Source organism: Shinella sp. (assembly GCF_052438155.1).
GTDB lineage: Bacteria > Pseudomonadota > Alphaproteobacteria > Rhizobiales > Rhizobiaceae > Shinella.
This window is the reverse complement of sequence record NZ_JBQVPI010000001.1, coordinates 106,263-132,780: the sequence shown is the minus strand read 5'-3', so window position 1 is coordinate 132,780 and position 26,518 is coordinate 106,263. Positions and strand designations below refer to the sequence as shown.

Here is a 26,518-nt window from a genome sequence, read left to right as displayed (position 1 = left end):
GGTTTTTGTCCGTATCGTTGCCGCGCGTGGCCTTCCGGCGAGCAGGCCTTGCAACGCCTGGGCGGTAGCGGGTCGTCGGACACGCCGTGTCGACGGGATCAGAGCGCATGATCGATCCCCCGGTCTGCACGGCGGGTCTGCCGCGGGGGAGGAGCAGTTGGTTCCGGAGCATCGTGCCCGATAGTTTTGGCCGTGGACCGGAAGGCCGCGGCGACATCAAGCGTGGTTTCCTTGACGTGCTTTGCGGCGAGACGCTCCGCCAGCCATTCGCGGCGGCTCGCTGGATGAGGTTCATCCGGTACGTTCGTCCCTGCGCGCATTTCGGCATCGATGCGGGCGCGATCGACGACCAGCAACGTTTCCTTGCGGGCGCGGCTGGCGGCGACATAGATATCGTGCCTGTCGAACGTCGGTGTCAGCAGAACGGCAGCCATGTCGACCGTCACTCCCTGCGCGCCGTAGAGAGTCGAGGCATAGGCCCAGCCAAGTTTTGCTCGACCCTGCTCGTCGGCGATATCAGCCGTGCTGAAGCGGACAGTACGAGCGCCGATCCGCGCATCGATCATGATGTTGCCGGAAGACTGCGACGGCGCGTTTTCGGCGACCACGGAGATGGCTGTAACCGTCGCGACCGTGCCGTTGACGACACCCAGATCGTCATTGCGTGCTAGGAACCGGATGCGATCGCCGGAGGCGAGCATCAGACTGGTGGCATGCCCGGACGGCGTGACGGCCGTGATAGCCACGTCGTTCCCCGTGACAATTCCGTGACTCTTCAGCCGGCCCCGCACTTCTCGACCGATCGCCGCAACCTCGGCATTGGTTCTGGCGAGTATCAGGGTGGCCTCGGGACGCTCGCCCACCAGCGCATACTCGACCCGATCGACAGCTGCGCGGATCGCCGCCAGTTGGCCGTCAACTTCCTTCAGAAAGCCCTGCGCGGCAAAAGCGTTGAGAGCCGCCTTCGCGTTGCCCTCGCCAAAGGCGGTTACAGCCTCCCGAGCCCAGCGGTCATGCTGGCGCACGATCGTCTTCACTTTTGCTGTGTCAACGGCATGCGCAACAAGCCGCAGGCCGGAGCCCGCCCCGATCGCCTGGAGTTGGTCACGGTCGCCGACGAGCAGAACTTTCGCCCCGGCATCCTTCGCATGAGAAAGGAGAGCATGCATATCCCGCGACGACAGAAGGCCAGCCTCATCGACGATCAGGACCGTGCGCGCGTCGAGGAAAAGCTTGCCGTGCCGGGCCATCGCAAGCCAGGAGGTCGCAGCGCGCGATTCTATCCCCAGATCGTCCCGCAGAGCGTTGGCAACGCGCCACGCCGTGGCAGCGCCGACGATGCGATAGCCAGCGTACTTCCAGGCCTCCACAGCCGGCGACAGCAGTGTCGTTTTGCCTGTGCCGGGGGCGCCCTCGATAACCGCGATCTCTTGCGGAAGGGTCACATCGAGGACGGCAGCCGTCTGTTCTTGGCTCAGCCCCTTCCGGCCGCACTCGGCTCCCAGCCTCTCCTGATCGACGGTGAACCCTTGCGATGCGGCGAATCCGGTCGCCATCTCGACGATTTCGCGCTCGATCCGGATCATCTCCGGTGTCGAGTAACGCGGAAGGTGCAGCCGGTCGCGGCCGATCTCGACGAACAGACCGTCGGCGAGCAACCGATCGACCTCCGCCCCGACGCAGTCCGCACCAAAACCCGTCCCGACCAGAGCCTCGCCGCATGCGCGGACGAGGTCTCGGCGATCGAGCACGCTGCGGTTTTCCGTAAGTCGGGCGGGCAACGTCGCCAATCGTTCGGCAAGCAGGGTTTCGCGAGACGGGTCATTCAGTTCGTGCGCTGCCACTGACAGGGAGGCTTCGACATCGAAGCCGATACGCGAGGCTGCGGCCGACCAGGCTTCCTCGCGGGAAAGGCTTCCGGTTGTCTTGGCGACGCGCGTGGTCTTTGCGACGGCCGCAGCCAATGCGGCAGCGTTGCCGCTTTCAACGCCGGCCTGCGCCAGTTCTTCGACGATCTCCTGCCGGCGGGCCGAGAAGTATGTGATGGCATCGCCGCCGATGCCGGCGATCTCGAACGTGCCATTCTTGCCGATACGGTCGAGGGTGAGGCCCGCGTCCATCACGCCTGCTGCGAGGGCCGCGTGATAGACCGCTCCCGCCGCCATCTTCCAATCCCTGAGCACCGTCGAATGCAGCGCGCCGACGGAACCGTCGCCGCGCGTGGCGAGATTGAGCACGACGCAATGGGTGTGCAAGTTCGGATCGGCAAACATCGCACCGTCAGTATGTTCGGCTGGGCGGCTCTCGCCATGGCGGAATGTTGCCGCCGTCAGCGCCACCCGTTCGATCCGCTCGCCTCCACGCCCACGGCGAGCGAAGGCGGCTTCACGCTGAAGTAGGTCCAGCGTCTGCCGCACCGCTTTGGCATGAGCCGCTTCAATCGCCTGCCGCGTCTGTTGATCGCCGAGCGCCCAGATGAGTGAAACTGAACGGGGAGCCGAGAGTGTCACGTCGAAGGCAGGCACCCGGTCGAGCCTGCTGCCGCCATTCGTGATCAGCGACTGCCCGCCCGCACCCTTGCCGGCGAACAGCCGCTCGAACATATCGGCATCCACCAGAGCACCATCGGTCACACCGTGATCGCCGGCCGGCGCATACCACAACCCGCGCGGCTCGATGTCGCCTTCCTTCGCGTAGTATGCTGTCTGTCTCGAATAGTATCCGGCACTCGCCGCCGGGTTCCAGGTCGCAACCATCGTCTCGTCTCCGTGTATGAGACGATGGTCGCGTCATCTGCTCCGCAAACCGGGGGGGCGACTCCATCAATTTGGAGGCATCGGGTTCTCACGATAGAGATTTACCGGACGCAGGACAGGCCAGCGGCCGACCGGCCAGGCGAGCCGGGCGATATCGCCATGCCCCACGACAAGCGCATGCACGCCCGCCCGGCCTGCCAGATTGGCGTGGAAGCCCAGTCCGCTCGACAGGGCCGTTGGATCGACGACCGGAATGTCTTTCGTTCGCGGTTCCAGACGAGGACGGCCATTTGCATCCCGCCCGGTTTCCTCCCACCAGCGCACGTTTCGCATGCCGATCCAGGTCGCGGAGATTTCCGACGCGGTGCTCCCCGACGACACCCTGCCGACAATCTTCGTCGCAAAATTGTCGGCCAGCGCCTGGGCTGTTTCCCGGCCGTATATGTCCCGCAACTGTGCTGGAGACTGGATCGCCGCGACGAGACGAACGCCCGCGGATCGCCCGATTGCCGCAAGCCGAGGGACGGCGGCGCAACGGCCGATCTGCGGCAATTCATCGAGGACGATCCAGATCGGAGCAGGGTCTTCCTGAGATGCTTCGGAGACGACAGCGTCAGCCACAATCTTGAGAACCAGACGGGCAATCGTCGCCGAAAGCTGCGGTTGTCGCTGTGACTGGCGCAACAGAAGGGCATTCGCTCCGCTACCGGTGGCCCATTCGCGGATCGACAAGGATCGATTGTCCTTCCTCTGCTTTCCCGCCTTTGCGCAAACCCGCACGATCTGGCCGGCGTTGGCGACCATGACCAGATAGAAGGACATAGCCTGTTTCAGTGTCGCGTCATTGGTCACGTCGATGAACGACGCCTCGGCGGGGTAATCCGCCGCGAGCAAGGCATGAAGCTCGGCGACTGGCTTTTGCAGCAGCGCGTCAAGATGATGCCAGCCCCATACGGCACGGCGGGCGGTGGCCTTCGCCTGAAGAACCTGGACAAGCGCCGCCAGCACCCGTCGCGCACCCGCGCTCCAGGACGGATCGGAAGTCTCTGGAATGAGCTCCATGGCAAACTCCATCGCATCGTCGGCCGTGCGGATGTCGTGGCCGATATCCCAACGTGCGCACCTTTTATCGTCGCTGGAGAGCAGTACGAACGCGTCCGAAGGCCAGCGGGCCGTCATGTCCCCCTTCACGTCGAGCGCAAGCACCCGGTCGTTGCGTTTCAACGCCCCGTCGAGGATACCTTGCAGGATCGTCGTTTTGCCGGCGCCGGTTCCGCCGACGAGAAGCATGTGCTCCGTTTCAAGCTGTCTTGGCATCGACAAGCCGTCGACAAGCGCGATGCCGGACGCGCTGTTGCCGTAGCGGCGCGCCCATTCCGCCTTGAGGCTTCGCAAGGCCCCGCTACCCGCCCGCAGCCGCAAACCGTCGATGTGCTGGATAGCAGGCTCCGCGATCGCCGACGCCAGTATCGAGGTGTGAAGTTTCGCATAGACGACGATGCCGATTATTCCAGCGGCGATCACTCGCACGGCAAGACTCGCCCCGATACCAAGGTCAATGACGGCAAGAACCGTTCTTTCCGGAAGAGCAACAAGGCCCGTCAGTATATCGAGTGGCCCATGGCCTGCCCCCGCGAACACAACGGAATGAAGCAGTCCGAAGAAGAAGGAGAGGTTTGCCGTTACCGGCCTGTCTGCATGATGCAGCCATGCGGTTGGTGGAGCCAGCGTGAGCACGAGCGCAAACGCCGTGGCAGCGATGACAAATCCGGTCATGGCGGAGAGGATGGATGCGAGCCGCTCTGGCTTGCGCGGCGTGAGGGGATGTAGATGCATGGTCTCGCCTCCTATCGATAAAGTTGCGCTACCCAGCGCCACACGACGACCGACGTTCCGCGCGCAAGCGGTGCATCGACTGTGGCAGTCAGGTGGCGGTTGGATCGCGCCAGTTCCTCGGCCGGCATGCCAAGCCGGTCGGAGAGATGCCGGAGCGTCGTGCGGGGATTGCCGGTCCGGTAGAGGCAGCCGTCGACATGTCCGTCCAGCCTGCGGCATGATGGCCATGTCGATACCCGGATCGGTCGTGCGCCATCGCTAGCCATCCGCTCCAGAAGCGGCCATGAACAGTCAAAGACAGGACCAGCGGCAAGCAGGACGGCGCATGCCACCCATATCGGCCAACGGTGCCACACCTTCTGGGTTGTCGCGGCGGGTTTCGGCGGAGCCAGTGGCGCGAGAGTGCTCGGCCGCCCTGTCACGCCGGCGGGAATATCCCGCCGCATCGATACCAGCATCTCGAAGCCTTGCGGTCCCAGCGTGGCGATCGACGATGGCAAGGCTTTCACCAGTTGCTCAAGCGGCAGACGGGCAAGCTGCAACGCGATCTCGCGCCGCCCGGCCTGACCTTCCGCTATCGCGGTCTTTATCCGGGCGCCAAAGGCCCGTTGGTCAATCAGTTTGACCTCCATCGATTCAGCGTTCATCGGCGGCCTCCACCCGGCTGCCGGTGACGTTCGCCATGGAGAGTTTTGCCGCCGCCAGGAAGGCCGCGACGTCGCCCCGTAGAACCTTTGCTGCCGGACGGCTGCGTCCGGTCCATGCGCGGATATCGTCGATCTCCGCCGCCACGACATCGATCGGTCGCTTGCCGGCCGCCTCGAACGGTTGCCACGATCCCGGCGCGATCGCCGGAATGTCGATCGCGCCGAGTTCGGCGCATAGCGGTTCAAGCCCGCCCTTCCAGAGCACGTCGGCAGGCGAGTTCGGATAGAAACGAAACGGTCCGTCCCTCCTGTTGAGAACGATATGGCGCTTCACCGAAGGCAGGATGCGTCCGATCGCATGTGCGGTGCGAACCGCCCCCCGCATCGCCTCCGGTTCGGCCGTCGTCGGAATCAGCCAGCGGACAGCAATACTCGCCTCGATTAGATCGGCGTCCAGATCGACCAGCGCCAGATATTCCTCGATCACCGTCTGTTGCGGACCGCCGATATCGACGATCATCGGTGCTCTGGATGCCAACGCCCTCTCGAATGCGGAATAAAAGGGATCGAACGCCGCGACGATCGCTGTCGGATCGCGCCGCAGATCGTCCATGCTGGCTGGAAGCACCGTCGTGACCCGCCCCGGATAGAGCGCGGGCAACCGGTTCTGGTCGTCGATCTGCACGATCGTCGCCGCAATCGCGTCTACCTCAATCAGATCGGCGAGTACGGTTGTGATGAAGGATTTTCCGACGCCGCCCTTGTCTGACCCGACGAAGGTTACAAGCGGTTGCGATGGTCTGACCGCGGCTAGGGATGCGTTTGAGGTCTTGTTCTGCTTCTGGCTCATGGATACCTCCTGGGTTGGAGCACAGAAGCATTCCGCCACAATCGGCAGGACAAACTGCCGGGGCGACTCCTGGAATCCTGCCCGATCGGTGAAGGCCGATGCCAGAATGGAAAACGGCCGGCGGTTTCCCGCCGGCCGTTGATCATGTTGATCCGCGCACCATCATCCCTCAGGCCGCCTGCGCCAGCCATCCCGCTTCCAGGTTACGGTAGATGCCGGCAAGGATCGCCGCCGTCACCGGCACCGGCCAGGAATTGCCGATCAGCTTGTATTTCTGCAGATCGGTCATCGCCTTGCCGGCAATCGAGACACCATCGAACCAGTCATCGGGAAACCCCTGTGCCCGCAAGGCCTCCAGCGGCGTCGGACGGCGCACAACCAGCCCCAGGCCCTGAAACTCCTGCACCACCAAGAAGTCCAGCTCGTGCCCGCGCATGCCCGGCCGGTTCATGCCCGAGCCGCTCGCCATCAATGTGCCGAGCCGCGGCGGATGCAGGACAGAAGCGCCTCCAGAAGCGGCATCGGCAGACGGTAGCCGTGCCGTTCCGCACGCCTCAGCACGCCAGCCGCCGCTCGCGGCGTCAGCGAGTATTTCAGAAGGTGATCCGACGGCATCTCCGCGACATGCGAGAATGAACAGCCGCTTTCGACGCTGCGGCAGGACTTGCGCGGCATCGATGACGAGATGGTCAATCGTGTACCCGAAGCCGACAAGTCCGGTGCGCAGCGCGTCGAGCGCCTTGCCGCCGTGGAGACTTTCGTACTGCGCGACATTTTCGAGGAGGACGTAGCGGGGACGCACGTCTCCGACGATCCTGACGACGTCGGATGTGACGTCACGCCGGTCTTCGACGCCGCGCTGGCGCCCCGCGACCGAGTACGGCTGGCACGGGATGCCCGCGATGAGGATGTCGATGGCTTCATGGTGATTGCTCCAGTCTGCAAGGGTAAGGTCGCCGAGGTTCGGCGCTGTTGGGAATTTCTGAGAAAGGACGGCCGAGGCGATCGGGTCGATTTCGGCCACGGCCGCAACGTCATGGGGAATGCCCGCGCATTCGAGCGCAGCTACGTCGCCGCCGATGCCGCTGCACAGGCTCAGAACCCTAAGCGGGGGCACGCCGGCATCATCGCGCGTCCTGGCAATATGATTGGTCTGCATTGCTGGTCTCCGGTGCATCAGTGCACAGGAACAGCGTGCCGCCGCTCATTCCGGAAACCGGGGGGGCGACTCCAGGAATTTCAGAACCGGGGTCACTTACACCGACTCACGCCGCTGTCCGCGGCTTTCTCCGCCGACACAGCCCCCCTTTCGGGCGGCTTTCTGCTTATGCTCGCCAACATCTCATCGATAAGCGACTGCGCGGCCACCACGATTTTTTCCACGCGCTCCTCGATCGGCAGCGTGGGCTTCATCTGCGGAAAACGCGGGAAGGCCATCGAAGACGTTCGCCACTGCTCTTTCTCATAGGCGCCGTGCAGCAATCGCCAGTCCATCTCTTCCCGCCATAGACGAGCGATCCTGATCGTCGCTTCCAAGCGCAGGGACTCTTGATCGTTCACGTCCGACTGGCGACGAACCTCGCGAATCGCGCCCTCCAGAAACGCCAACACGCAATTCAACTGATATCTGGAGCTGCGATAGGTGGCGGCCGTTCTTATATGGTCGTGAACGAGCAACTGTTCTCGCCGGACGCCCGTCTTGTTAACGCCGATGTTCCCAATCCCGGTGTTGCGCCCGGCATGGAGTTTCTCGGTAGGCGATCCAAAAAGTTTGAATTCGAGTTCACCACGCGTATGGGCCGCTTCGACGATAGAGCAGACCGGCGTGCTGGTTGATTTCGTGAGCGACCCGTTTTCGGGCGGCCATATCCGGTTGAGCACGTCGTTGATCAGCGTCCATGTCGCCGGCGCCAAATTGGATCGGGTCGTGCGCCGGCCCATTCCTGTTGGATTGATGTCCTTGTCGTATTGTTGCTCGATCCGCCCGACGATCGCCTCCAGGGCCTCCTTGAACCCGGCCGGGTCTCTGGCTGCCACGAGCCGCAGTCCTGCCTGCCGCTCGCCAAGGTCGCCCGCCTTCAGGATCGGCTCGATGATCCCGGCCGCCAGACGGCTTGCGACAGTGACCGACCCGGGTAAGACAGGCAACGCCCGGAAGAGCAATGGCGCCTCCCGCTCCATGAACCCGAGGAAGATGTTCGACGCTCGATCTATGTCGTCTTCCATCTCGTTCCCGAGGGCCGCAAGTTTTGCTGGGAAGACTTCCGTGAAGATATCGATCAGGACCGGAAACCAGTGTCGAACCAGATGCCGTATCAAGACTTCCCTGCCTGGCAGCGCCGTCAGATGACGGATCAGGTCCGAAGTCATGCCCGCCAGCACTTCCGCGTCCGCCTCCATACACACCATTTCGATAAAGCTCGGCAGGATCGTTGGCCCGACGAGGCCCGTCGGGCTCTCGTTCAGGAGATGCTTCAGGTCCTGGCGTTGTTGCCGGCCATCCCCCGGGACAAAGGCGGATCGTCCGACAGGGGTCGTGGTGAGCTTCTGCTTCGCCTTTATGGGGGTGTATTGCGTGTCGGCAAACGGGAACCCGCCGAGAAGCGCCTCTATCGTCGCCGCGTTGAGTTTCGTCACACGCTGTAACCAGCGCTTGACGAACTGGATCGAGTAATTAGAAAGCTCCGCCAACTGTCCCGATATCGCCGACACCCTGGGAGTCAAGACCTCGGCAGCACGGTCCATACGGTATATCGTGGCCGTCGCCATCAGGTCACCGGCAACCTCGCTCAAGGCGGCGCTGAAATCCCTGGAGCTCATCTTTCGCCCCTGTATCGTCAGAAGCTCCCGATAGGCGTTCTTCAGAGCAGCGACGAATGCTTCCTCCTTCAGAGCTTCGATCAACTCATCTTCGGATTCAATTTTTCTGTTCTGTTCCCGCGGCATCAGCGATCATCCTTCCCGGACCTTAAAGCGGCTGCACGTCGCATGCGCTCCGCGATATCAGTGCTCGCCGGACTGTTCGTTTGCGAGTCGGTTCGAGCGGAATACCGGGGTACATCAGGTGCAGTTGGCGCAGCGGCCGCGAGGGCCATCGATGGTCGCGATTGTGCCGGCTGCGATCGCCTTATCCGGGAAACCATTGCTCTGACCATCTGCGCGTTGACAATGCCGCCTGATTTCGAGCGCCAGCCGGCGTCGCTCAGGATCGTGGCGATCTGGTCCCAGCTTGCTCCCTGGTTTCGCCAGCCGGCAATCGTCGCAAGATGATCGCGCAGCACGCGCGCGGCCGGTAGCGGACCAAGCGCGGTGCATGACGCCGCGACGATCGCCCGTGCCTTCTGCATCTCGTTTCGTTTGTTCATCGCAGGTCTCCCTCCCTCATGCTGGTGCGGGAAACCGTCGGCCGCAAACGCAGAACCGGCATATCCGCATCAGTCGACGGAGAAATGCTGCGGCAAGGGTGGAACGCCGCCGTGCCCAGGATTGACAATGCATTCCCGAACCATGGTTTCCCGGCCATCCGCATACCGGCGTTTGTGAGCCCGGCGATGATGTTCTTTCGGAGAAGCATGCCCGCCTGCTGCATTCGACCCCCGATACTGAAACGCCTCTTCGGAAATGCGCACCGTCCGCTGATGGGCGATGGTCTCCCGACCCCGGCGACGGCGCTCCCGGTTCAAGCTCTCGTCAGCGGGCGTCGCTTCCACAACGGCCTTGGGATGGCACAGTATCCGGAATAGGCGCGCCAGCATGTTCGCGTGCTCGTAAAACTCGTCGGTCTCATAGTCGTCGGCATATTGCGTCAGCGCGTTGAAGACCTTAACCGTGCCACGCCGACCCAGATCGTCGATATCGTTCTGGGCCACGACGATATAGGTGCCGAAGTGGGAGAAGGTGTTGCCTTGCTGATCGAACACCAGCGGAGTCGCCGTAAATCCGTGTCCGTCGTCTCGCGTGACATCCCAGATGTAGACGCGATCACTGGCGCCGTCCGGGCCGGCGACGGCGGTTTCGATCCAGACACGCGGATGCGGTACAGGGCAAGTCATTGCCTCCTCCCATTCCCATTCTTCCACGGTCGGATAATGAACCATGTAATCGTCGTCGATACGGATTTGCGAGTCCTGCCACACGAACTCGAAGATGTCAGGATCGGCGATACGACGAAGGATATCGGGGAGCAGCAGCATCAACCGCTGCTCGTCTTCCGCAGGCAGAGGCACCGTCGCGTATTCCAGGCGATTGGCCCTATCCAATTGAAGAATCCGGTTTCTGACGCGCAATGTTCCCTCCATCAGTCGGTATCACCTGGTGGTGCCCCAGCATCCGGATAAAGCGCACTTGTGGAAAGCGCGTTGCGAAAGCGAATAAAGTTTTATGCATATTCCATTCCGCTATGGTCGGCGCCAATGCGGGCCGTGCGGTTGCCGTTCAGGAATATCGGTCGACAGCTTCGCTCCCGCCGTTTCGATTTGTTTCCGGAAGATTCAAAATGTTGCAGTCACACCTGTGCACCTGCGGTACGAAATAGAACCTCTTTGATCAAAGCTCCACCGGACCTTGAAGGCGGCTCCATCCGGCGGCGGTGAATTAGAGTGCGTGCCGAGCTGAACATCCCGCGAGTAACGCAAAGGCGTAACAACAAGTCGCGGCGGCTCAAGCAGGATTTTGTTACTGTCACGAGTGCACAACCAAAACAGACTGTCGCTTCGCTGTTTTCCGTTGCCCTCGTGTATTGAGGACTACGGACGAAGCCAAACCAAGCAGGCTGCATGTATCAGGGCAGGAAGTCGTAACTGGCCGCCGGCGAATTTTGTGCCATACCGCGGGCGCGTAGCGACGCGTCGGCCCCAGCATAGCCGGCCCTGAGCAGCAGGCGTTGCTCCTCAGGGGAGAACGGGTTCAGGCGGGTCCGCAGGGAAGCGGCGGCCACTGCCTCGTCAGCGGAGAGCGGTAGGGCGTCGGAAAGCGCATAGTGGGTAGATGCCGCATCGATGCTCCAGTAGGCCACCTGCCGCTGTCCCCGGTTGGCCATGCCGAACAGGATTCTCCGCCTTGAGTGCTCGGCCTGCTGCTGAATAAGTCCGAGGGTGCGGAACATCTGGCCGATCCAGCGCCCGCTGGGGCGGCCAACTTCGGGGATCGTGCGGCCTGCATTGCTGACCAGGATGGTCCGGCACCGCTTCCACACGCGTTCGAGACCGAGATTGTCATAGATGCCGCCGTCGGCAAGGACGGCCGTCGTCGTGAACGGCGCCCGGTGGAGGTCGGCGCCGGCCGTCGCCCGCACGGACTCGCCCGACAGGTCGACACGCACCGGAGACAGGATCGGGGGGAAGGCCGATGACGCCGCCACGACGCGCGCCAGCGGAATCACCGGCCTGTCGATCAGGCCCACGCGGTAGTCGGCCGCATAGCTCTTCCCGAAGCGCCAGCCGCTGCCAGTTTGCAGATTCGTGGCCATGAAGGTGAAGCGCGGGGAATCGGTGATGTCCTGCAGACACGCCCCCTCGAAGAGATGCCGGTCATAGGCGCGGACAAGGCTGTCGCCCGCGCTGCAGCCCGGCAGCAGGCCGTAGAGGGCGGCCTTGATATCGATCCCCTTGCCGGCAAAACGCAGCAGGGGCGAGACGAACAGTGCGTCGAGATTGACTGCGCGGCCATCCTCATCGAAGCGCAGGGCGGGCCAGCGCAGCGCCAGCAGCCCGGCGGTGATCGAGCCGCCGGAGACGCTGGCGACCTCCGCGAGATGCGGCAGGAAGCCGAGTTCGTTGAGGCGAATGAGGACCCCGACGTGGTAAATCATTGCGCGGTAGCCCCCGCCAGACAGGCACAGGCCGATGGTGTCTTCCAGCTTGCCGGCCTGCAGGAAATCGTCCTGCGCGGCGTGGGCCGCGAACAGGCTCTGGATGTCCTGCACCACAGTGAGATCGTTCATGCGGCATCTCCGCCGGACAGTTGGAGGTCCATGCCCGCGAGCAGAACACGCAGCTCTCCGTCATCGCCCGCGATCACCATCAGGGCGGGAACGCCCTCGCTCTCCAGCTCGTCGGTCAGCCAGCACAATTGCCGGATGTCGGTGGCGCTGGGGCGGGTTGACGAGCCCCGCGGATGGGAATGCCATTCGCCCACATAGCGGACCTGATGCAGTGACCGTTCGGCGGCGGCCGTGACCGAAGCCGCCAGCCCCGACACGCCGCGCTCGAAAGCCGTAACGCTCCCCGTGCTGTCCTGCGGTGCCGGCAAAGCAAAGACGATGTGAACCGCGCGGCGGCTCGTGTCCGTGATCCCGAGAAGAACGCCGCCAGTTTCATGCGGCAGGCCCGCCGCACGGAGAGCGGCGATCTGGCGCGCGAGTTCCTGGTCGTACGTCACGGTCCAGTCGCCGAGGGCGATGCGGCGCACCGAAGCGCCGGGCTGTTCGGACAGGCTGACGGTATGGCTGTCGCCCAGCGTCCAGACGCGGACGGCCGCCTGCGGGGCGGAAAGAGCGTCGGTGATCGCCTGGGAAGCAATCGCGCTTAGCAGCGCTGCCCGCCCAGCCGGGATGCGGTTGGTCGCGGCGCGGCAGGAGCCGCTGTACCGGATGCCCGCCTCGGCCCGAAGGTGCGCGGCCAGCAGCGGATCACTCTGGACGAGGCGGTGATACTGCGCTTCCAGGTCGCGCAGCGTGATGTCCGGATCGGCGCCTTCGGCCAAGAGCACAACCGCCGTTCCGGCCGGGTTGAAAAAGACGGATAGGCGCCGGGCACCGTGGCGCGGCAGATCGGCAAGATGCCGCGATACGGCGACGGAGGCCGAGGCATCGATGATGATCTCTGCGCCGGCCATCGCGGCGTCGATATCCGCTGCCAGCTCTTTTTGCGGATGGAGGACATTCGCGTGAAAGAACCTGACCGGCTCGCCGAGCAAGGCGCCGACGCGGTGCGCCAGGCCCACGACCTTGGGCCTGCCGACATCGATCGGATAGAGCGCGTGGCGAGCAAGGTTGTGCGGCAGCAGATTATCATGATCGATCATCGTCCAATCGAACCGGCCCTCGCGCGCGAGGTTGACCACCAGCTGCGATCCCAGAGAGCCGGCGCCGACTAGAACACAGCGGCGCCTGTCCGGCTGGGCCTGCCCGCTGATCATCGCGCCGACAGCGCGGTCAAATCCCAGATGGACATCGGCGGGTGAGATGGGAAGGCCGGGCACGGCCGTGCCGGCGGCTACGCCGACCATCCTGACATAGCCGCTGCCTGAGCCCACGTCGCTGTCATTACGCGCGAGTACGCCGAGGGCGGCTCCGACATCCCCGGTGGAATCATGGGTGATGAAAGCGCGCAGGTCATCGGCCTGACGGCCGTCGTCCCCGGCGACCGGGAAGGCGACCACAAGGGCGATCCGCGCCTGGAGGCGGCGGACGGCCGTGGCATCAAGCCCTGCCCATTCGATGACGCGGGCGCGGAGTTCAGCGCCAAGATCGATCCCGCAGCCCTGCAGCTGCTGCGCAAGCGCATCCAGGGTCTGCGGGGCGTGCTGCAGGCGCTGCATACCCTGCGGCGTAGCGCGCAGGGGGACGACCACGAACTGCGGATCAGGGCTGTTCCCGCCCGGCCGCACGAACTCGGTGACGATGATCGTCTCGTGCTCGTTGCGGAGATGGCCGACCAGTTCGGTTGGACGGTCGGCCGGTGTCAGGGCCGCCGCCGGCAGGATGATGGTCGCCGGGTTGCGGAAGAAAAGGGGTTCCAGCGGCTGCGCCGTATCATGAAGCTCGCCGCGGGCTGCCTTGGCGAGCCAGAGCTGGATGCGGCGGATAAAGTCAGCGGGCGTGAACGCCAGCCGTGCTTCCGCCCACGGCCGGTCGTCGATGCACAAGGCACGCGGCGTGTCGTCCGGCGTCCAGTTCTGGTGCATGGTTTCCGGGAAATCAGGGCGCAGCGCCAGGACCGCCGGCTGCTCGCCGCTCATCCCGAACACCACGGCCACCGGCTCCACGCCGTGGATCGGCGCGGCCAAGTCCTGCGGGCGTTCCACCTCGATGTCGAGGTGAAGCGCTGCTAGGGCGCCATCGTCGGACTGCCGCGGGGCGACCAGCGCGACGGATGGCACGCGGCCGGAGGCGACATGCGCGATAACCGCCCGCGCGGCATCGGGCGCGACCGCGTCCGGTGCCACCGGCTGGCCGAAGGCCGACCACCAGGGATGAAGCGCTGCGGTCATCCTCAGCCCGCCCGCGCCGGGGTGGAGATGATGCTGGCCGCGCCGGCCACGGCCGAGGCGGTCAGTAGCTGCGCGCCGCGGCCCGTGATCTCGATGCTCAGCGGCTTCGGCCGGGCCGTCGAGGGCGATTCCATGGTCACCTTGAACGACCCGTCGGCGCGACGCGCGACCCCCTTATAGTAGTTGCCAGCCTGCCGGTGGGGCGGCTGGACATCGGCGTCTTCATCCGTCCCCTTGAGCGGCATCGGCTTGCTGGTCGACACCATGATGTGGCGCTCGCGCCCCTGCGTCTCGCACAGCCATTCGACGTGCTCGGTGGGCTCGGTCTCATCCTCGCCCTTGGTCCAGCCGATCGCCGTGTAGGAGCAGTGATGCGGGACCTTGAAAATGTCCCACAGCAGGCGGTCCTCGCGCCCGTGGCGCTTGGTGGTCAGGACGATCTGGTCGATGGAGTCGGCGTGGATGTCCGACATGAACAGCGCATAAGTCTCGCGGCCGCCCTCGAGAAACGTGGCCTGGAAGACGACGCTGTCCTGATTTCGGTCAACAATCCCGTTCTCGTTCTGACGCCAGCCGAAGGGGCTGTGGATGAAGAATTCGGCCTGTTCCGTCCCGTACTTGGAGAAGCCAGGAACAACCTGACCCGCGTCGGTGATGAGGTGCACCCGAGACTCCAGCGACAGGCCCTGGTTCGCCAGCCAGTCGGCCAGCTTATTCGGCCGCGAGAAAACACGGATGCCGGAGCCCTGGCGCAGCCGGTGGCGTGCCTCCTGCCGGACAATCCGGGCGCTGTCCTCGCAGCCATCCTCCAGGATGGCGGCAGCCGGGACCCACAATTCCTTGATCTTGATGCGGCCTTCGCCCTGGTACTTCAAGGCGTGGTCGAGCCAGAAGAAGTCTCCCGCACCGCAACAGTGATCGTCGTCCAGATGGGTAAAGCAGACGACGTCATAGTTGTCCCGGTCGGCGGCCCGCAGGTCGGCCTTCAGTTCGATGGGGAGGTCATTCCGCTTGTCGTAGGGGTCGTTGTCGTTCCGCAAATCGGCATAGTCGACCAGCATCTTCTTGCCGTCGGCAAAATCAATCCGGGTGCAGTCGGCATTGCCGAGAGGGTGGAAGGTCAGCTTCGCAGTCATTTTATTCTCCTGTGGTCCGCAGCTCTGCCGGGACGGTTCGGTGTTGGTCGCGGCAGCGCCGGGCGGTCACGGGAGGGGAAGATCACCAAATCCTATTGACCTCGGCCTCCTGATGGGATAAGAAACTATACGCGTCTAGTTTCGCTGTCAATATAGTTTCTATACCCTTTTATGGTGGTCACAATGGAGAATGAAAACCCCGGCATCCGGTGGGGGGTGGAGCAGCGGCTCGAATTCATCGAGTTCCGTCTTTTCTGGGAGGGCGGGGTCAACCGGTCGGACATCATCGACGTGTTCGGCGTGTCGGTGCCGCAGGCTTCCAAAGACCTTTCGCTCTACCAAGAGCGCGCGCCGGGGAACGTGGAGTACGATAAGAGCGTCAAGCGATACGTCGCCGCCAAAGATTTCGAGCCGCGCTTTCTGAAGCCTGATCCCAATGCCTACCTGTCGCGGCTGCGTTCGCTGGGCGAAGGGCTGTCAATGCCCGTTGAGTCCTGGATCGCCAATCCGCCGAATACGGACATCGCCCTCACTCCGAAGCGGGACATTAATACAGACGTGTTACGGGCCGTGCTCGAAGCGGTACGTGACCACCGGTCGATCGAAATCCTGTACCAGTCCATGAGCAACCAGCGGCCCGATCCGATCTGGCGCCGTATTACGCCACATGCCTTCGGTTATGACGGCTTTCGCTGGCACGCGCGGGCCTTCTGCCACATCGACTGCAAATTTAAAGATTTCCTACTGCCGCGGGCGCTGGAAGCCCGCGTACCGGGCGAGTCAGGGGCGTCGGGGGACCATGACAAGCTTTGGCACGAGAATTTCAGTTTTGAGATCGTCCCCCATCCCAATCTCACGCCCAGCCAGCAGATTGTTGTAGCTAAAGATTATGGAATGACAGATGGCAAATGTGTCCTGTCGGTTCGATACGCGATGCTGTTTTACGTTCTTCGCCGACTCGGTCTATTGGGAGATGCCTCCAAGGAGCCCGCGCGGCGACAACATATAGTCGTTTCAAGCTACAGTGATGTGCAATCGGCATTGGCACACGCGGAATTCTTTGATCAGGAGGGGGGAAGGCCGCAGGCCCCAAAGGGTGATCATGGTTCGGGTTGAAAACAGTATCAAAGGCTTGGCGAGAGGCTTTCGTTTGGCTTTCGAAGGAATCGAAGCTGCGAGACTTAATGCAGTTCAAGAAGCAATTTTATCCGCACCGTCGGAGGCTTTCCGATGAAATCTCGCAACTTCGAAATCCTTCGCGGAGCTTGGCCGGAGCTCGCATCGCTTGGCGGCTTTGCCGAGGCGTATGCGCACGACGACCCCGTGAGCGCGCTCGTAAAGCTGCGGCTTTTTGCCGAGAACCTTACTAAGGACATCTATCGTGAATTGAGCTTGCCCAAGCCCGAGCGACCGACCTTCGTTGATCTGCTGACCAATCAGTCTTTTGTAGCCATTACGCCGAAAGTGGTTCTCGACAAGCTCCACGCCCTTCGAATTCACGGTAACAAGGCAGCGCACGGTGAACCCGCGACTGTTCGAAGCGCTCTCTGGCTACTTCAAGAAGCGTTCGACTTGGGCCGGTGGCTTTTCGTGCAGTTTGGCAAAGGCGATGCAGCCTCGATCCCAGCCTTTGTGCAACCGATGGCGGAAGCTGTCGATGAGAGCAAAGGTCAGCTAAAGCGCGAGAAGCGCCAGGTCCTGGAAAAGCTGGCCGCGCAAGAAGCACAAATGGAAGCGCTTCTTCGCGAACTAGACGCCGCGCGCGAAGCCGCCGTGACAGCGGAAAAGAAGGTTGAAGAGATTCAATCGCTGGCGTCATCCGGCGCGGCAACGGCCAACCTGCTGGCGTTCAATGAGGCGACGACCCGTGCCCGTATCATTGACAGCCTGCTCGCAACGGCCAACTGGAACGTTGGCCTTGGGAACACCAGTACGGCGGAGGTTGGCAAGGAGGTTGAAGTCAAACATCAGCCCACTGCGTCAGGCTTTGGCTATGCCGACTATGTGCTCTGGGACGACAACGGGAATCCTCTGGCGGTTATAGAAGCTAAGAAGACTGCGGTGGACCCGGAGCGAGGAAGGCAGCAAGCGAAACTGTATGCCGATGGCCTGGAGAAGATGCACGGACAACGCCCGGTTATATTCTACACCAATGGCTACGACATTTGGATGTGGGACGACGTTTTGGGTTATCCCCCCCGGAAAGTCTTTGGCTACTATTCGAAGGACAGTCTGCAGTACCTTGTGAACTTTCAACGGGCCGGCAGGAAGCCTCTAAACTCGCTTGAGCCCAATGTCGCCATCGTCAATCGCCTTTATCAGGTCGAGGCAATTAAGCGCGTCTCCGAGCGGTTTACAGATAGCCATCGCAAAGCACTCGTCGTTCAGGCAACCGGCACCGGCAAGACCCGCGTAGCAATAGCTTTAGCGGAATTGCTCATTCGCGCCGGCTGGGTGAAGCGTGTCTTGTTCCTTTGTGATCGTCGTGAACTGCGCAAGCAGGCCAAAAACGCTTTCGGCGATTTCCTGTCTGAGCCCGTTCGCATCGTCAGCTCGCGCGTGAACCAATCGGCGAGCGAACGGATATTCCTCGCGACCTATCCCGCCATGCAGAAGGTCTACCAGTCCTTCGATGTTGGGTTCTTCGATCTGATCATCGCCGACGAGTCGCATCGAAGCATCTACAATGTCTATGGCGACATGTTTCACTACTTCGATTGCCTTCAGATCGGGTTGACCGCGACGCCGATTGATTTCGTGTCACGCAACACGTTCAGCCTTTTTGGGTGCGAAGGGCAGCTGCCGACAGCGAACTACGAGCTTGAACAGGCAGTTCAGGACGGGTTCCTGACGCCGTTTGAAGTCTTCGAGCATACGACTCAGTTCCTGCGCGAGGGGATCAGGCTCGACATTCTTACAAAAGAGCAGATTCAAGAGCTTGAAGAACAGGGCGAGGACCCGGCGCAGTACGATTTCACAGCTGAGCAGATCGACAAGATTATCTACAACAAGGACACCAACCGCGCGATCCTGAGGAACCTCATGGAGAACGGGCTGCGTGACGCCACTAGCCAGCTTCCAGGCAAGAGCATCATCTTCGCGCGGAACCACCAACATGCTGTGCTCATGCGGCAGATGTTCGATGAGATGTATCCACAGTACGGCGGGCGCTTCTGTCAGGTCATCGACAATTACGATCCACGCGCGGAGCAGCTTATCGACGATTTCAAGGGTGACGGTGCAAACTCCGAGCTAACGATCGCGATCTCGGTCGATATGCTCGATACCGGCATCGACATCCCGGAAATCCTGAACCTTGTCTTCGCCAAACCAGTCCGTTCGCCTGTCAAGTTCTGGCAGATGATCGGGCGCGGAACACGGTTGAAACCCGATCTGTTCGGCCCCGGCAAGGACAAGAAAATTTTCCGGATATTCGATCATTGGGGCAATTTCGAACGGTTTGAAATGGGCTACCGTCCGGCTGAACCGAGTCAGTCAAAGCCTTTGCTTCAGTTGGTTTTCGAAGAGCGTGTCCTGCTCGCAGAGACGGCGCTCCGCATGAGCGAAGTCGCGATCTTCGACGAAGTGATAGAGCTCATAGCGAAAGACATCGAGGCGCTGCCCGAGGAATCTGTCTCGGTTCGCGAAAAGTGGCGCGAGAAGCGCGCGGTGGCAGTACCGGCAACGCTCAAAGCCTTTGCGCCCGCGACCGTTGCGATGCTTCGACAGGTCATCGCACCGCTAATGCAATGGCGAAACACTCGCGGGTTGAGCGACGCCTACGCGCTGGATTTGTTGATGGCGCGCGCCCAGATCGCAGTGCTGCGAAGCTCTGCCGACGTAGCCGATCTGAAAATCGATCTGCTCGATCGACTCTCGGCGCTCCAGATGCACCTCAACCCGGTGCGAGAGAAAGCGGAAGTCATCAAGCGGGTGAAGTCCGACGATTTCTGGAACGGCGTAACCGTCGCCGATCTGGAGTCGGTTCGCAAACCGCTCCGGGAAATCATGCATCACCGAGACCGCCAGGGTGCCACGCCGCTGCCGGCGAAGATCATCGACGTGACGGAAGATGCCGCTGGCTTCCAGACAAATCGGCGGGCGACGAGCCTCAAGACCGTCGACATGAAGGCATACCAGCAGATCGTCGAGGCCGAATTGAAGCGGCACTTCGATACGAACCCGACGCTCAAAAAGATACGCGGGGGGGAAGCCGTTTCCGACGCCGACATTGAAGCGCTTGTTTCCCTCGTCCTGATCCAAAGCCCGAATGCGAGCCGAGACGTGCTCGAAGAGTTCTTTGCCGACACGGCGCTTCCGTTGGATTTCGCGATCCGGTCGATTGTCGGGCTGGACCCGGAAGCGGTTGCCGTACGGTTTGCCGAGTTCGCGGGGCGACATCCCAGTCTAACGGCAAAGCAGACACGCTTCCTCGGGTTGCTCCAAAACCACATTGCCCGCTTCGGCTCCGTCACAGTAGATCGCCTTTACGAGCAGCCGTTCACCGTGGTGGATGCTGATGGCCTTGACGGTGTCTTCGAAAAACCGGAGGAGGTCAACGATCTTCTCGACATCCTCAGCGTCTTCGCGCCGCCCCTGGCGGCCAGCGTGGGCACAAAAGAATCCCCTGAAAGGACGAAACACTAAATGATTACAGGTGATCTGAAGCGCAGGGTGGACGCCCTCTGGACCGAATTCTGGCAGGGCGGCATCACCAACCCGTTGACCGTGATCGAGCAAATCACGTTTCTCATGTTTGCGCGCCTGCTCGACATCAACGAAACGCGCGACGAGAACCGCTTGAAGCGGACCGGCAAGTCGTTTCAGAAGCGGTTCTCGGACGACGAGCAAAGCTTGCGCTGGTCGCAATTCCGGCACCTGGGCGCCGACGCCATGCTGCCTTTGGTCCGGGACAAGGTGTTCCCGCATTTCAGGAAATCATCGACGAGCGGCACTGCCTTCGCGGAATTCATGAAGGACGCGCAGCTCATGATCCAGAAGCCGAGCCTTCTGGTGAAGGCGGTCAGCATGATCGACCAACTGCCGCTTACCGAAGGCGACGCGAAGGGCGATCTTTACGAGTACCTGCTCAGCAAGCTGACGACCGCCGGCATCAACGGTCAGTTTCGCACGCCGCGTCACATTATCCGGCTCATGGTCGATATGTTGGAACCGAAGCCTACCGACGTGATCGGCGATCCGTCCTGCGGCACCGGCGGCTTCCTCGTTCAGGCGATGCAGTATCTCCTCGAAACCTACACCTCACCCGAGGGCGTTCTGGAAGAGACCGATCCCGAGACGGGGAAAACGGAAAGGACCTACACCGGCGACCTGCTTGAAGCGCACCGCGAGCATATCCGCAGCGCCATGTTCCACGGGTTCGACTTCGATGCCACGATGCTGCGCATCGCGGCCATGAACCTCATGCTGCACGGCGTCGATGATCCCGACATCCACTATCAGGACACGCTGAGTGCCGGGTTCACCGACAAGTTCCCGAAGACTGCGGCCGAAGGCTTCAACGTCATCTTGGCGAACCCGCCCTTTAAGGGGCAACTAGATTTTGAGGATGTCCACGCCTCGCTCTTGCGTCAGGTGAAGACGAAGAAGACGGAACTGCTGTTCCTCGTGCTCATCCTGCGCATGCTCAAGACCGGCGGGCGCTCGGCGACCATCGTGCCAGACGGTGTTCTGTTCGGCTCTTCGACAGCCCACGTTGCCCTTCGCAAGCTGCTGCTTGATCACAACCAGTTGGAGGCGGTGATCTCGCTGCCCCCGGGTGTGTTCAAGCCCTACGCCGGGGTCTCCACCGGCATTCTGTTGTTCACCAAGGGCGGGCGGACGGACGATGTGTTTTTCTATGATATCGAGTTTGACGGCTACACGCTCGACGACAAGCGGGATGCAACCCCTGACAAGGACGATGTGCCGGGATGTCTGGCGGCATGGCGAAACAAGGAAGCGGGCCGCGATACCGACCGGACGCAAAAAGCCTTCTTCGTGTCGGCTCAGGAGATCAGGGATTCGAATTATGACCTGTCGCTGAGCAAGTACAAGGTTCGGCACCACGTTTCTCAGGACTACGACGCCCCGGCGGTGATTTTGGATCAGATGAAAAAGCTGAATGACGACATTGCGTCTGATCTGGCGGAACTTGAGGAACTGCTCGGATGATCGCCACGTCTCCTTCTCCACTGGCGGACAAGGCCGATGTCATTCGGGGCGTTACGTTCTCCAAGGGTGACGCGGTTTCACTGCCTCGGGACGGATATACTCCCGTATTGAGGGCGGGAAATATCCAAGGTCATCTGATCCTTGACGATGATCTCGTCTACGTCCATGAGCGTATGGTATCGGAAAAACAGCGGCTTCGCCGTGGCGATATTGTAATGTGCACGTCGTCAGGCAGCGCCGAGATTGTTGGGAAGACAGCGTTTGCCGATCAAGATTGGACTGGCTCCTTCGGTGCCTTCTGCGCGGTGGTTAGGCCCAAGCTCGGCAAATGCGATCCGCGATACCTGTTTCACTACCTTCAGACACCGCAATTCCGCGAATGGACGCGAAATTCGTCGGGAGTTGGCATCAAGAATATCAGGAAGTCGGAACTGGACTCCTATGTGGTGTCATTTCCGAACCTTGATGAACAACGCCGAATCGCGGCGATTCTGGATAAGGCCGATGCCGTCCGTCGCAAGCGCGAACAGGCCCTCACCCTAGCAGATGAATTCGTCCGCTCGGTGTTTCTTGATATGTTTGGTGAACCCGGTAACAACCCGATGAACCACCCAGTCGAGTCTTTCGGGTCGCTACTGTCTCTCCCGCTCCGCAACGGCATATCGCCAGCCAGCCGTGGTACGGTCACCGCGCGTGTGCTGACCTTGACTGCGATCACGGGTGATCGATTCGACAGCAGCTATGCAAAAGAGGGAAAATTCCTCGAACCCATTTCTACGAAAGATTCCGTCAGCACATCGGATTTCTACATCTGTCGCGGCAACGGTTCGCCGGACCTGATTGGTAAGGGGTTCTATGCAGATCAGGACATCCCCGGCACTGCTTTCCCCGATACGATGATCGCCGCCAAGCCAAACCCCAAGAAGGTGACCCGTGCGTTCTTGGAGAGCATCTGGAATAGTCCGTTTGTCAGAAACCAAATCCGTGAAGCTGCCCGGACGACGAACGGGACGTTCAAGATCAACCAGACTGCCGCCGGTGCGATCAAAATGCCAGTGCCACCGATGGCCGCTCAACAGCAGTTCCAGATCATTGTGGATCGCGTGGCTCGGTCAAAGGAAAAGCTGACATATGGGGCTGACTTGTTCCCTGCACTTTCGCAACGCGCCTTCTGCGGCGACCTGTAGGACTAGGGCATGAGCACCCAAACCTTCCCGGACGATCAGCCCCCTAGAAGTGCCACCTCATCGGCCAGCCTGCACCGACTGACGCTGCCCGGCCCAATGCTGAAGCGGGGTTTTTGGCTCTATGTCTGGCGGGTTGAGACTCCAAAAGGGGAGTGGCTTTATGTGGGCCGTACTGGTGACAGCAGCAGCCCCCACGCCACCGCCCCCTACACCCGCATGGGCCAGCATCTGGGGTTCTCGAAGGCGGCGAACAGCCTGAGGCGGCTATTAAGCGAGGCCGGGGTGGAGCCCGAAACCTGCGGGCAGTTCGACCTGATCTCGTACGGTCCGATTTTCCCGGAAATTGGGATGACGAAGGATCAGCTTCGCCATGAACAGATGGTGCTGCACACCCCCGTGCGGGACCAGATGGCTGCGTTGGAAAAAAAACTGCGGGATTCTCTGGTGGTGGCCGGTTACTTGGTACTCAACGTGGTGCACAGCAAGAAGCAATACGATGCAGTCCACTGGGAAGCGGTGCGAGATGCATTCACGGAACACTTTCCAAGTTTAGGGCGGTTTGATCTATGAGGCTTTCCAGAATCGAAATCGAAAACTTCAAGGGAATTGGCACCGTACAGGTCATCGATCTGAGGCCTATCACGCTGCTGTTCGGCCCGAACAGCGCCGGCAAAAGCACGATCCTTCAATCGCTGCACTATCTGCGCGAAATCCTCGAGCGCCGAAACCCGGACCCAGACCAGACGATCGCCGGCGGGCTGATTGATCTAGGAGGGTTTGCGAGGCTGGTACATGGCCATGACCTCAGTCGAACCATCGTTCTCAAGGTTGAAATCGATGGTATTGACGGTCACGGCTCCGAGCGCCTGCCCTTGAACTCAGGTGCTTCCCTGACCGCGGCGGAGTTCGAAAATTTGCCGATCCGGTACCTTGTGGGCGAAAATACCGACCTGAAAGACTACGCGGTGGTGCAATCCATCGGAGTCAGCCTATCGATCTCGTGGAGTGACTTGCTGGCCGGCCCCTATGTTTCGGCTATCACTGTGATGATGGACAGCGCTGATATCGCCACGATTACGTCGTCGGCACAGTCGGGTCAGGCGATACTGTCAAAGTTTAACTTCGATCATCCTCTGTTCCGTCGTTTTCGCGACGTGGACGAGCCATGGGAACTAGAAGAGGAACTCTCACCGTATCCGCTAGCGGATGAAATCCTCGATCTGTCTCGGCAGATGTCCAGAACCAACGATCTGCAACTGCACGACTATCGCATTGGCGTGGATACCTTCCTCGGAGCGCTTCCCGACCTCAGTCGGCCGATGGTCAGCGATTTGCGCGATCCAGAGGTCAAGAAATTTGAATTGGAAAGTAGAACGCCCCGGGTTCGTGGTCTGAACGCGCTCGTGGACGAACTGATCGTAGGCCCGCTGCGGCTGGTGCGCGACTATCTCAGCGCGATGACCTATGTGGGCCCGCTGCGCGAAATACCCAGCCGAAAGTATCGCCCGCGCCTTTCCCCGGATGAATCACGATGGGCGCAGGGCCTTGCCGCCTGGGACCTGCTCTACACGGACCCCTCCGGTAAGCTTTTGGAAGAGGTTAATGCCTGGCTCGGCGGTGAAGAACGGCTAAAGACCGGGTATCGGCTGGAGAAGTTTCAGTTCAAGGAAGTTCCAGTTCCCAGCCGTTTCCATCAGCTCTTCGAGCGGGGTCTTTCCGAAGACGATCTTAGCGAGCTGCAAGACCTTTACGCTACGCTGAGCGGTCGTTCTGAGATTGCCCTGCGCGACTTCGAAAAGGGCATAATCGTCGCGCCTAGTGACGTGGGAGTTGGCATATCGCAGATGATTCCGGTCATCGTCGGCTGCCTTCGAAACCAGCAGGGCATTCTTGCGATCGAGCAGCCTGAATTGCATGTTCACCCGGCCATTCAGGTCGGCTTGGGCGATCTGTTCATCCAGGCGATTCAGAAAAGCGAGAGCATTTTCGGACCTGGCAAGACGCTGCTCGTCGAAACACACAGCGAGCACATCATGCTTCGACTCCTGCGGCGCATCCGCGAAGCAAGCGAGAATGAAGTACCGCCCGGTTTGATAGGCCTCGCGCCGGATGATCTCGCTGTGATCTATGTCGAGAGCACCGACGATGGCGTCCGCTTCCGGCCGCTCCGTGTTGATCGCGAAGGAGATTTCATCGACCGCTGGCCGAAGGGCTTCTTTGAAGAGCGCGCGGAGGAACTGTTCTGATGCTTTTCGAATATGCGGTCGAGCCGCAAGCAATCGGCTCAAGCTGGCAGACGTTTCTTTACTTGATAGAAAAGTTTGGTTTTGATCGCGGTCGGCTGATTTCGAGGTTGCCGGGCAAATGGGAGAAAAAGGTCATACAGGCTGCGAAAGAGGCGGGCGTGTCCGATATTCGGATGGCGAGCATTATCGAGCGCCTGAAAAATGCAAAGTCGGTTGTCGTCGATTTTGGCCGGCCCTATGATGCCGGAGAATCTTGGCTCGATAACGCGTTGGCCGAGCATGAACGCGCGCCGTTCCATGCCATCATAGCGCAACATAATCCTGGCGGGAGCGCCACTGTATTACCCGTAGCCGATCTCGACGACCGGCAACCGCTCATGGCGGTGACGCAAGACCGCGCGGTCTTGCGCGAAAGTGAGTCCATTGCTCAGGCGCTGAGTGGCTTTCTCCGAGTCGGCACCCGTATCCTGTTTGTCGATCCTTTCTTCGACGCCTATAGCCCCCGCTACAAGAGCACCCTCCGGGCGTGCCTCGCCGTCGTTAAATTGTATAACTCAGCCGCAGGCTGTGAGATTCACTACCGCTATCACGACAACAAGCCCGCTAATGCCGAGCTAGAAAGGGAGGTAGCGAGGCTTTTCAATGGGGTGATTCCAGAGGATATGGCCGTTTCTGTCTACTGCTGGCGGGAGAAAGCCGGAGGCGCCGATTTCCACGCACGTTACTTGCTAACGGACCGCGGCGGAGTCGGCATTGATGCTGGATTTTCGGCCGAAGGCGGGCATCAAACCACGGACATGTACCTCATGAGCCTCTTGCGGTCGCAAGCTAGGCTTACAGCTTTCGAGAAAAATGCGACCGATTTTGAGCTCGTGGAGCCGGTCCTAGAAATCCGATCGGACGGCAGTGTACGTCGAATTTGAGAGGATGCGCATCTGCCGATCACCCTTGATTGTGTCGCGTTTCGATGTGAGCCAGCAGACCATTCTTGATCAATATTTCCGACGTGCCAATGTCATATATCCCGTCAACCGGACCTGGCGATTTCGACTCAATATCCGCAATTAGCTTGTCGCGTTGATACGTTTGCGGCTGCCCGCTAAACTGGTTTGACATGTATAGGTGCCTCGTCACGGCATTCAATCTGAGGGCGGTGAGCTTGATCTCACGAATTGCAGCGAAGACAAAAATCACTTTAATGGGATTACTTTCAAACGCCCTCATATATTCTCTAGCGCGCTCCTCGGAGGAAAACACCCAGAGGTTCTTGCCAAGGTCGGCTCTAATATCATCCGAGGTTGGAAGACTTACGCCACGATAAAGATGGAGGCCATTGCGAAGTGTTATGTCTTGGGCTGGCTCCAGATACTCGGCTATTGATTGTAATGACATCTCAAAAATTTCCTTGATCAACAAATACGCCATTGTGCTTCGTCCTACCGAATAAAGGTTTCCAAGGCTTCAATTCGGCAAGG

Annotated in this window: 19 protein-coding genes; 7 read left to right on the top strand and 12 right to left on the bottom strand. The window is 60.9% G+C overall.

All coding sequences use genetic code 11. The features are described from left to right. Nucleotides 1–98: 98 nt before the first annotated feature. The 11 genes from mobF to ACT6VE_RS00555 form a co-directional block, all read right to left on the bottom strand. Nucleotides 99–2,756, bottom strand: a complete 2,658-nt coding sequence (gene mobF, locus ACT6VE_RS00605; protein WP_444796697.1) for a MobF family relaxase — start codon at nt 2,754–2,756, stop codon at nt 99–101. A 66-nt stretch (nt 2,757–2,822) separates the two neighbouring features. Beyond that, on the bottom strand, nt 2,823–4,592 hold the full coding sequence (locus tag ACT6VE_RS00600) for a type IV secretion system DNA-binding domain-containing protein (RefSeq protein WP_444796696.1): 1,770 nt from the start codon (nt 4,590–4,592) through the stop codon (nt 2,823–2,825). 11 nt (nt 4,593–4,603) lie between these two features. Continuing rightward, on the bottom strand, nt 4,604–5,239 hold the full coding sequence (locus ACT6VE_RS00595; RefSeq protein WP_444796695.1) for a hypothetical protein: 636 nt from the start codon (nt 5,237–5,239) through the stop codon (nt 4,604–4,606). Beyond that, the gene (locus ACT6VE_RS00590) at nt 5,229–6,089 is read right to left on the bottom strand and encodes a hypothetical protein (RefSeq protein WP_444796694.1); all 861 of its coding nucleotides are present in this window, start codon (nt 6,087–6,089) and stop codon (nt 5,229–5,231) included. Before ACT6VE_RS00590 ends, ACT6VE_RS00595 begins: the two co-directional genes overlap by 11 nt. A gap of 169 nt (nt 6,090–6,258) precedes the next feature. After that, a complete protein-coding gene (locus tag ACT6VE_RS00585) occupies nt 6,259–7,248 on the bottom strand; it encodes a DNA cytosine methyltransferase (protein ID WP_444796693.1) in 990 nt (329 codons plus the stop codon). Between the two features lie 92 nt (nt 7,249–7,340). After that, nucleotides 7,341–9,035 (bottom strand): hypothetical protein, encoded by a 1,695-nt coding sequence (locus ACT6VE_RS00580; RefSeq protein ID WP_444796692.1) that lies wholly within the window; start codon nt 9,033–9,035, stop codon nt 7,341–7,343. After that, nucleotides 9,035–9,454: a hypothetical protein gene (locus tag ACT6VE_RS00575; RefSeq protein WP_444796691.1), complete on the bottom strand. Its 420-nt coding sequence runs from the start codon at nt 9,452–9,454 to the stop codon at nt 9,035–9,037. The genes ACT6VE_RS00580 and ACT6VE_RS00575 overlap by 1 nt, the downstream gene beginning before the upstream one ends. A 69-nt stretch (nt 9,455–9,523) precedes the next feature. Next, complete coding sequence (locus tag ACT6VE_RS00570; protein ID WP_444796690.1) at nt 9,524–10,375, bottom strand: hypothetical protein; 852 nt, start codon at nt 10,373–10,375, stop codon at nt 9,524–9,526. A 494-nt stretch (nt 10,376–10,869) separates the two neighbouring features. Then, nucleotides 10,870–12,030 (bottom strand): patatin-like phospholipase family protein, encoded by a 1,161-nt coding sequence (locus tag ACT6VE_RS00565; protein ID WP_444796689.1) that lies wholly within the window; start codon nt 12,028–12,030, stop codon nt 10,870–10,872. Next, a complete protein-coding gene (locus ACT6VE_RS00560; protein WP_444796688.1) occupies nt 12,027–14,300 on the bottom strand; it encodes a Mov34/MPN/PAD-1 family protein in 2,274 nt (757 codons plus the stop codon). The genes ACT6VE_RS00565 and ACT6VE_RS00560 overlap by 4 nt, the downstream gene beginning before the upstream one ends. A gap of 2 nt (nt 14,301–14,302) precedes the next feature. Next, nucleotides 14,303–15,436 carry a hypothetical protein gene (locus ACT6VE_RS00555; RefSeq protein ID WP_444796687.1) on the bottom strand — a complete coding sequence of 378 codons (1,134 nt, stop codon included), beginning with the start codon at nt 15,434–15,436 and terminating at the stop codon, nt 14,303–14,305. 183 nt (nt 15,437–15,619) lie between these two features. Between ACT6VE_RS00555 and ACT6VE_RS00550 the strand changes: the two genes are divergently transcribed. The 7 genes from ACT6VE_RS00550 to ACT6VE_RS00520 all read left to right on the top strand — a co-directional run bounded on the left by ACT6VE_RS00550 (nt 15,620) and on the right by ACT6VE_RS00520 (nt 25,966). Next, nucleotides 15,620–16,552: a WYL domain-containing protein gene (locus ACT6VE_RS00550; RefSeq protein WP_444796686.1), complete on the top strand. Its 933-nt coding sequence runs from the start codon at nt 15,620–15,622 to the stop codon at nt 16,550–16,552. Nucleotides 16,553–16,666: 114 nt separating this feature from the next. After that, nucleotides 16,667–20,083 (top strand): DEAD/DEAH box helicase family protein, encoded by a 3,417-nt coding sequence (locus ACT6VE_RS00545; protein ID WP_444796685.1) that lies wholly within the window; start codon nt 16,667–16,669, stop codon nt 20,081–20,083. Between the two features lie 27 nt (nt 20,084–20,110). After that, nucleotides 20,111–21,610, top strand: a complete 1,500-nt coding sequence (locus ACT6VE_RS00540; protein ID WP_444796684.1) for a type I restriction-modification system subunit M — start codon at nt 20,111–20,113, stop codon at nt 21,608–21,610. Further along, on the top strand, nt 21,607–22,797 hold the full coding sequence (locus ACT6VE_RS00535; protein ID WP_444796683.1) for a restriction endonuclease subunit S: 1,191 nt from the start codon (nt 21,607–21,609) through the stop codon (nt 22,795–22,797). The genes ACT6VE_RS00540 and ACT6VE_RS00535 overlap by 4 nt, the downstream gene beginning before the upstream one ends. 9 nt (nt 22,798–22,806) lie before the next feature. Next, entirely contained in the window at nt 22,807–23,367 is a 561-nt protein-coding gene (locus tag ACT6VE_RS00530) for a hypothetical protein (RefSeq protein WP_444796682.1), read from the top strand. Then, nucleotides 23,364–25,043, top strand: coding sequence for a DUF3696 domain-containing protein (locus ACT6VE_RS00525; protein WP_444796681.1), 1,680 nt, complete (start codon nt 23,364–23,366; stop codon nt 25,041–25,043). Before ACT6VE_RS00530 ends, ACT6VE_RS00525 begins: the two co-directional genes overlap by 4 nt. Beyond that, a complete protein-coding gene (locus tag ACT6VE_RS00520) occupies nt 25,043–25,966 on the top strand; it encodes a hypothetical protein (protein ID WP_444796680.1) in 924 nt (307 codons plus the stop codon). Before ACT6VE_RS00525 ends, ACT6VE_RS00520 begins: the two co-directional genes overlap by 1 nt. A 19-nt stretch (nt 25,967–25,985) precedes the next feature. Here ACT6VE_RS00520 and ACT6VE_RS00515 read toward each other — a convergent pair whose 3' ends face one another. Next, the gene (locus tag ACT6VE_RS00515) at nt 25,986–26,468 is read right to left on the bottom strand and encodes a hypothetical protein (RefSeq protein ID WP_444796679.1); all 483 of its coding nucleotides are present in this window, start codon (nt 26,466–26,468) and stop codon (nt 25,986–25,988) included. Nucleotides 26,469–26,518: the final 50 nt, after the last annotated feature.

Coding starts and splice junctions, on each gene's coding strand:
- ACT6VE_RS00595 (WP_444796695.1), bottom strand. CDS start 5,239: ATGAACGCTGAATCGATGGAGGTCAAACTGATTGACCAACGGGCCTTT.
- ACT6VE_RS00530 (WP_444796682.1), top strand. CDS start 22,807: ATGAGCACCCAAACCTTCCCGGACGATCAGCCCCCTAGAAGTGCCACC.
- ACT6VE_RS00580 (WP_444796692.1), bottom strand. CDS start 9,035: ATGCCGCGGGAACAGAACAGAAAAATTGAATCCGAAGATGAGTTGATC.
- ACT6VE_RS00550 (WP_444796686.1), top strand. CDS start 15,620: ATGGAGAATGAAAACCCCGGCATCCGGTGGGGGGTGGAGCAGCGGCTC.
- ACT6VE_RS00555 (WP_444796687.1), bottom strand. CDS start 15,436: ATGACTGCGAAGCTGACCTTCCACCCTCTCGGCAATGCCGACTGCACC.
- ACT6VE_RS00545 (WP_444796685.1), top strand. CDS start 16,667: ATGAAATCTCGCAACTTCGAAATCCTTCGCGGAGCTTGGCCGGAGCTC.
- ACT6VE_RS00525 (WP_444796681.1), top strand. CDS start 23,364: ATGAGGCTTTCCAGAATCGAAATCGAAAACTTCAAGGGAATTGGCACC.
- ACT6VE_RS00515 (WP_444796679.1), bottom strand. CDS start 26,468: ATGGCGTATTTGTTGATCAAGGAAATTTTTGAGATGTCATTACAATCA.
- ACT6VE_RS00600 (WP_444796696.1), bottom strand. CDS start 4,592: ATGCATCTACATCCCCTCACGCCGCGCAAGCCAGAGCGGCTCGCATCC.
- ACT6VE_RS00565 (WP_444796689.1), bottom strand. CDS start 12,030: ATGAACGATCTCACTGTGGTGCAGGACATCCAGAGCCTGTTCGCGGCC.
- mobF (WP_444796697.1), bottom strand. CDS start 2,756: ATGGTTGCGACCTGGAACCCGGCGGCGAGTGCCGGATACTATTCGAGA.
- ACT6VE_RS00575 (WP_444796691.1), bottom strand. CDS start 9,454: ATGAACAAACGAAACGAGATGCAGAAGGCACGGGCGATCGTCGCGGCG.
- ACT6VE_RS00560 (WP_444796688.1), bottom strand. CDS start 14,300: ATGACCGCAGCGCTTCATCCCTGGTGGTCGGCCTTCGGCCAGCCGGTG.
- ACT6VE_RS00590 (WP_444796694.1), bottom strand. CDS start 6,089: ATGAGCCAGAAGCAGAACAAGACCTCAAACGCATCCCTAGCCGCGGTC.
- ACT6VE_RS00535 (WP_444796683.1), top strand. CDS start 21,607: ATGATCGCCACGTCTCCTTCTCCACTGGCGGACAAGGCCGATGTCATT.
- ACT6VE_RS00520 (WP_444796680.1), top strand. CDS start 25,043: ATGCTTTTCGAATATGCGGTCGAGCCGCAAGCAATCGGCTCAAGCTGG.
- ACT6VE_RS00585 (WP_444796693.1), bottom strand. CDS start 7,248: ATGCAGACCAATCATATTGCCAGGACGCGCGATGATGCCGGCGTGCCC.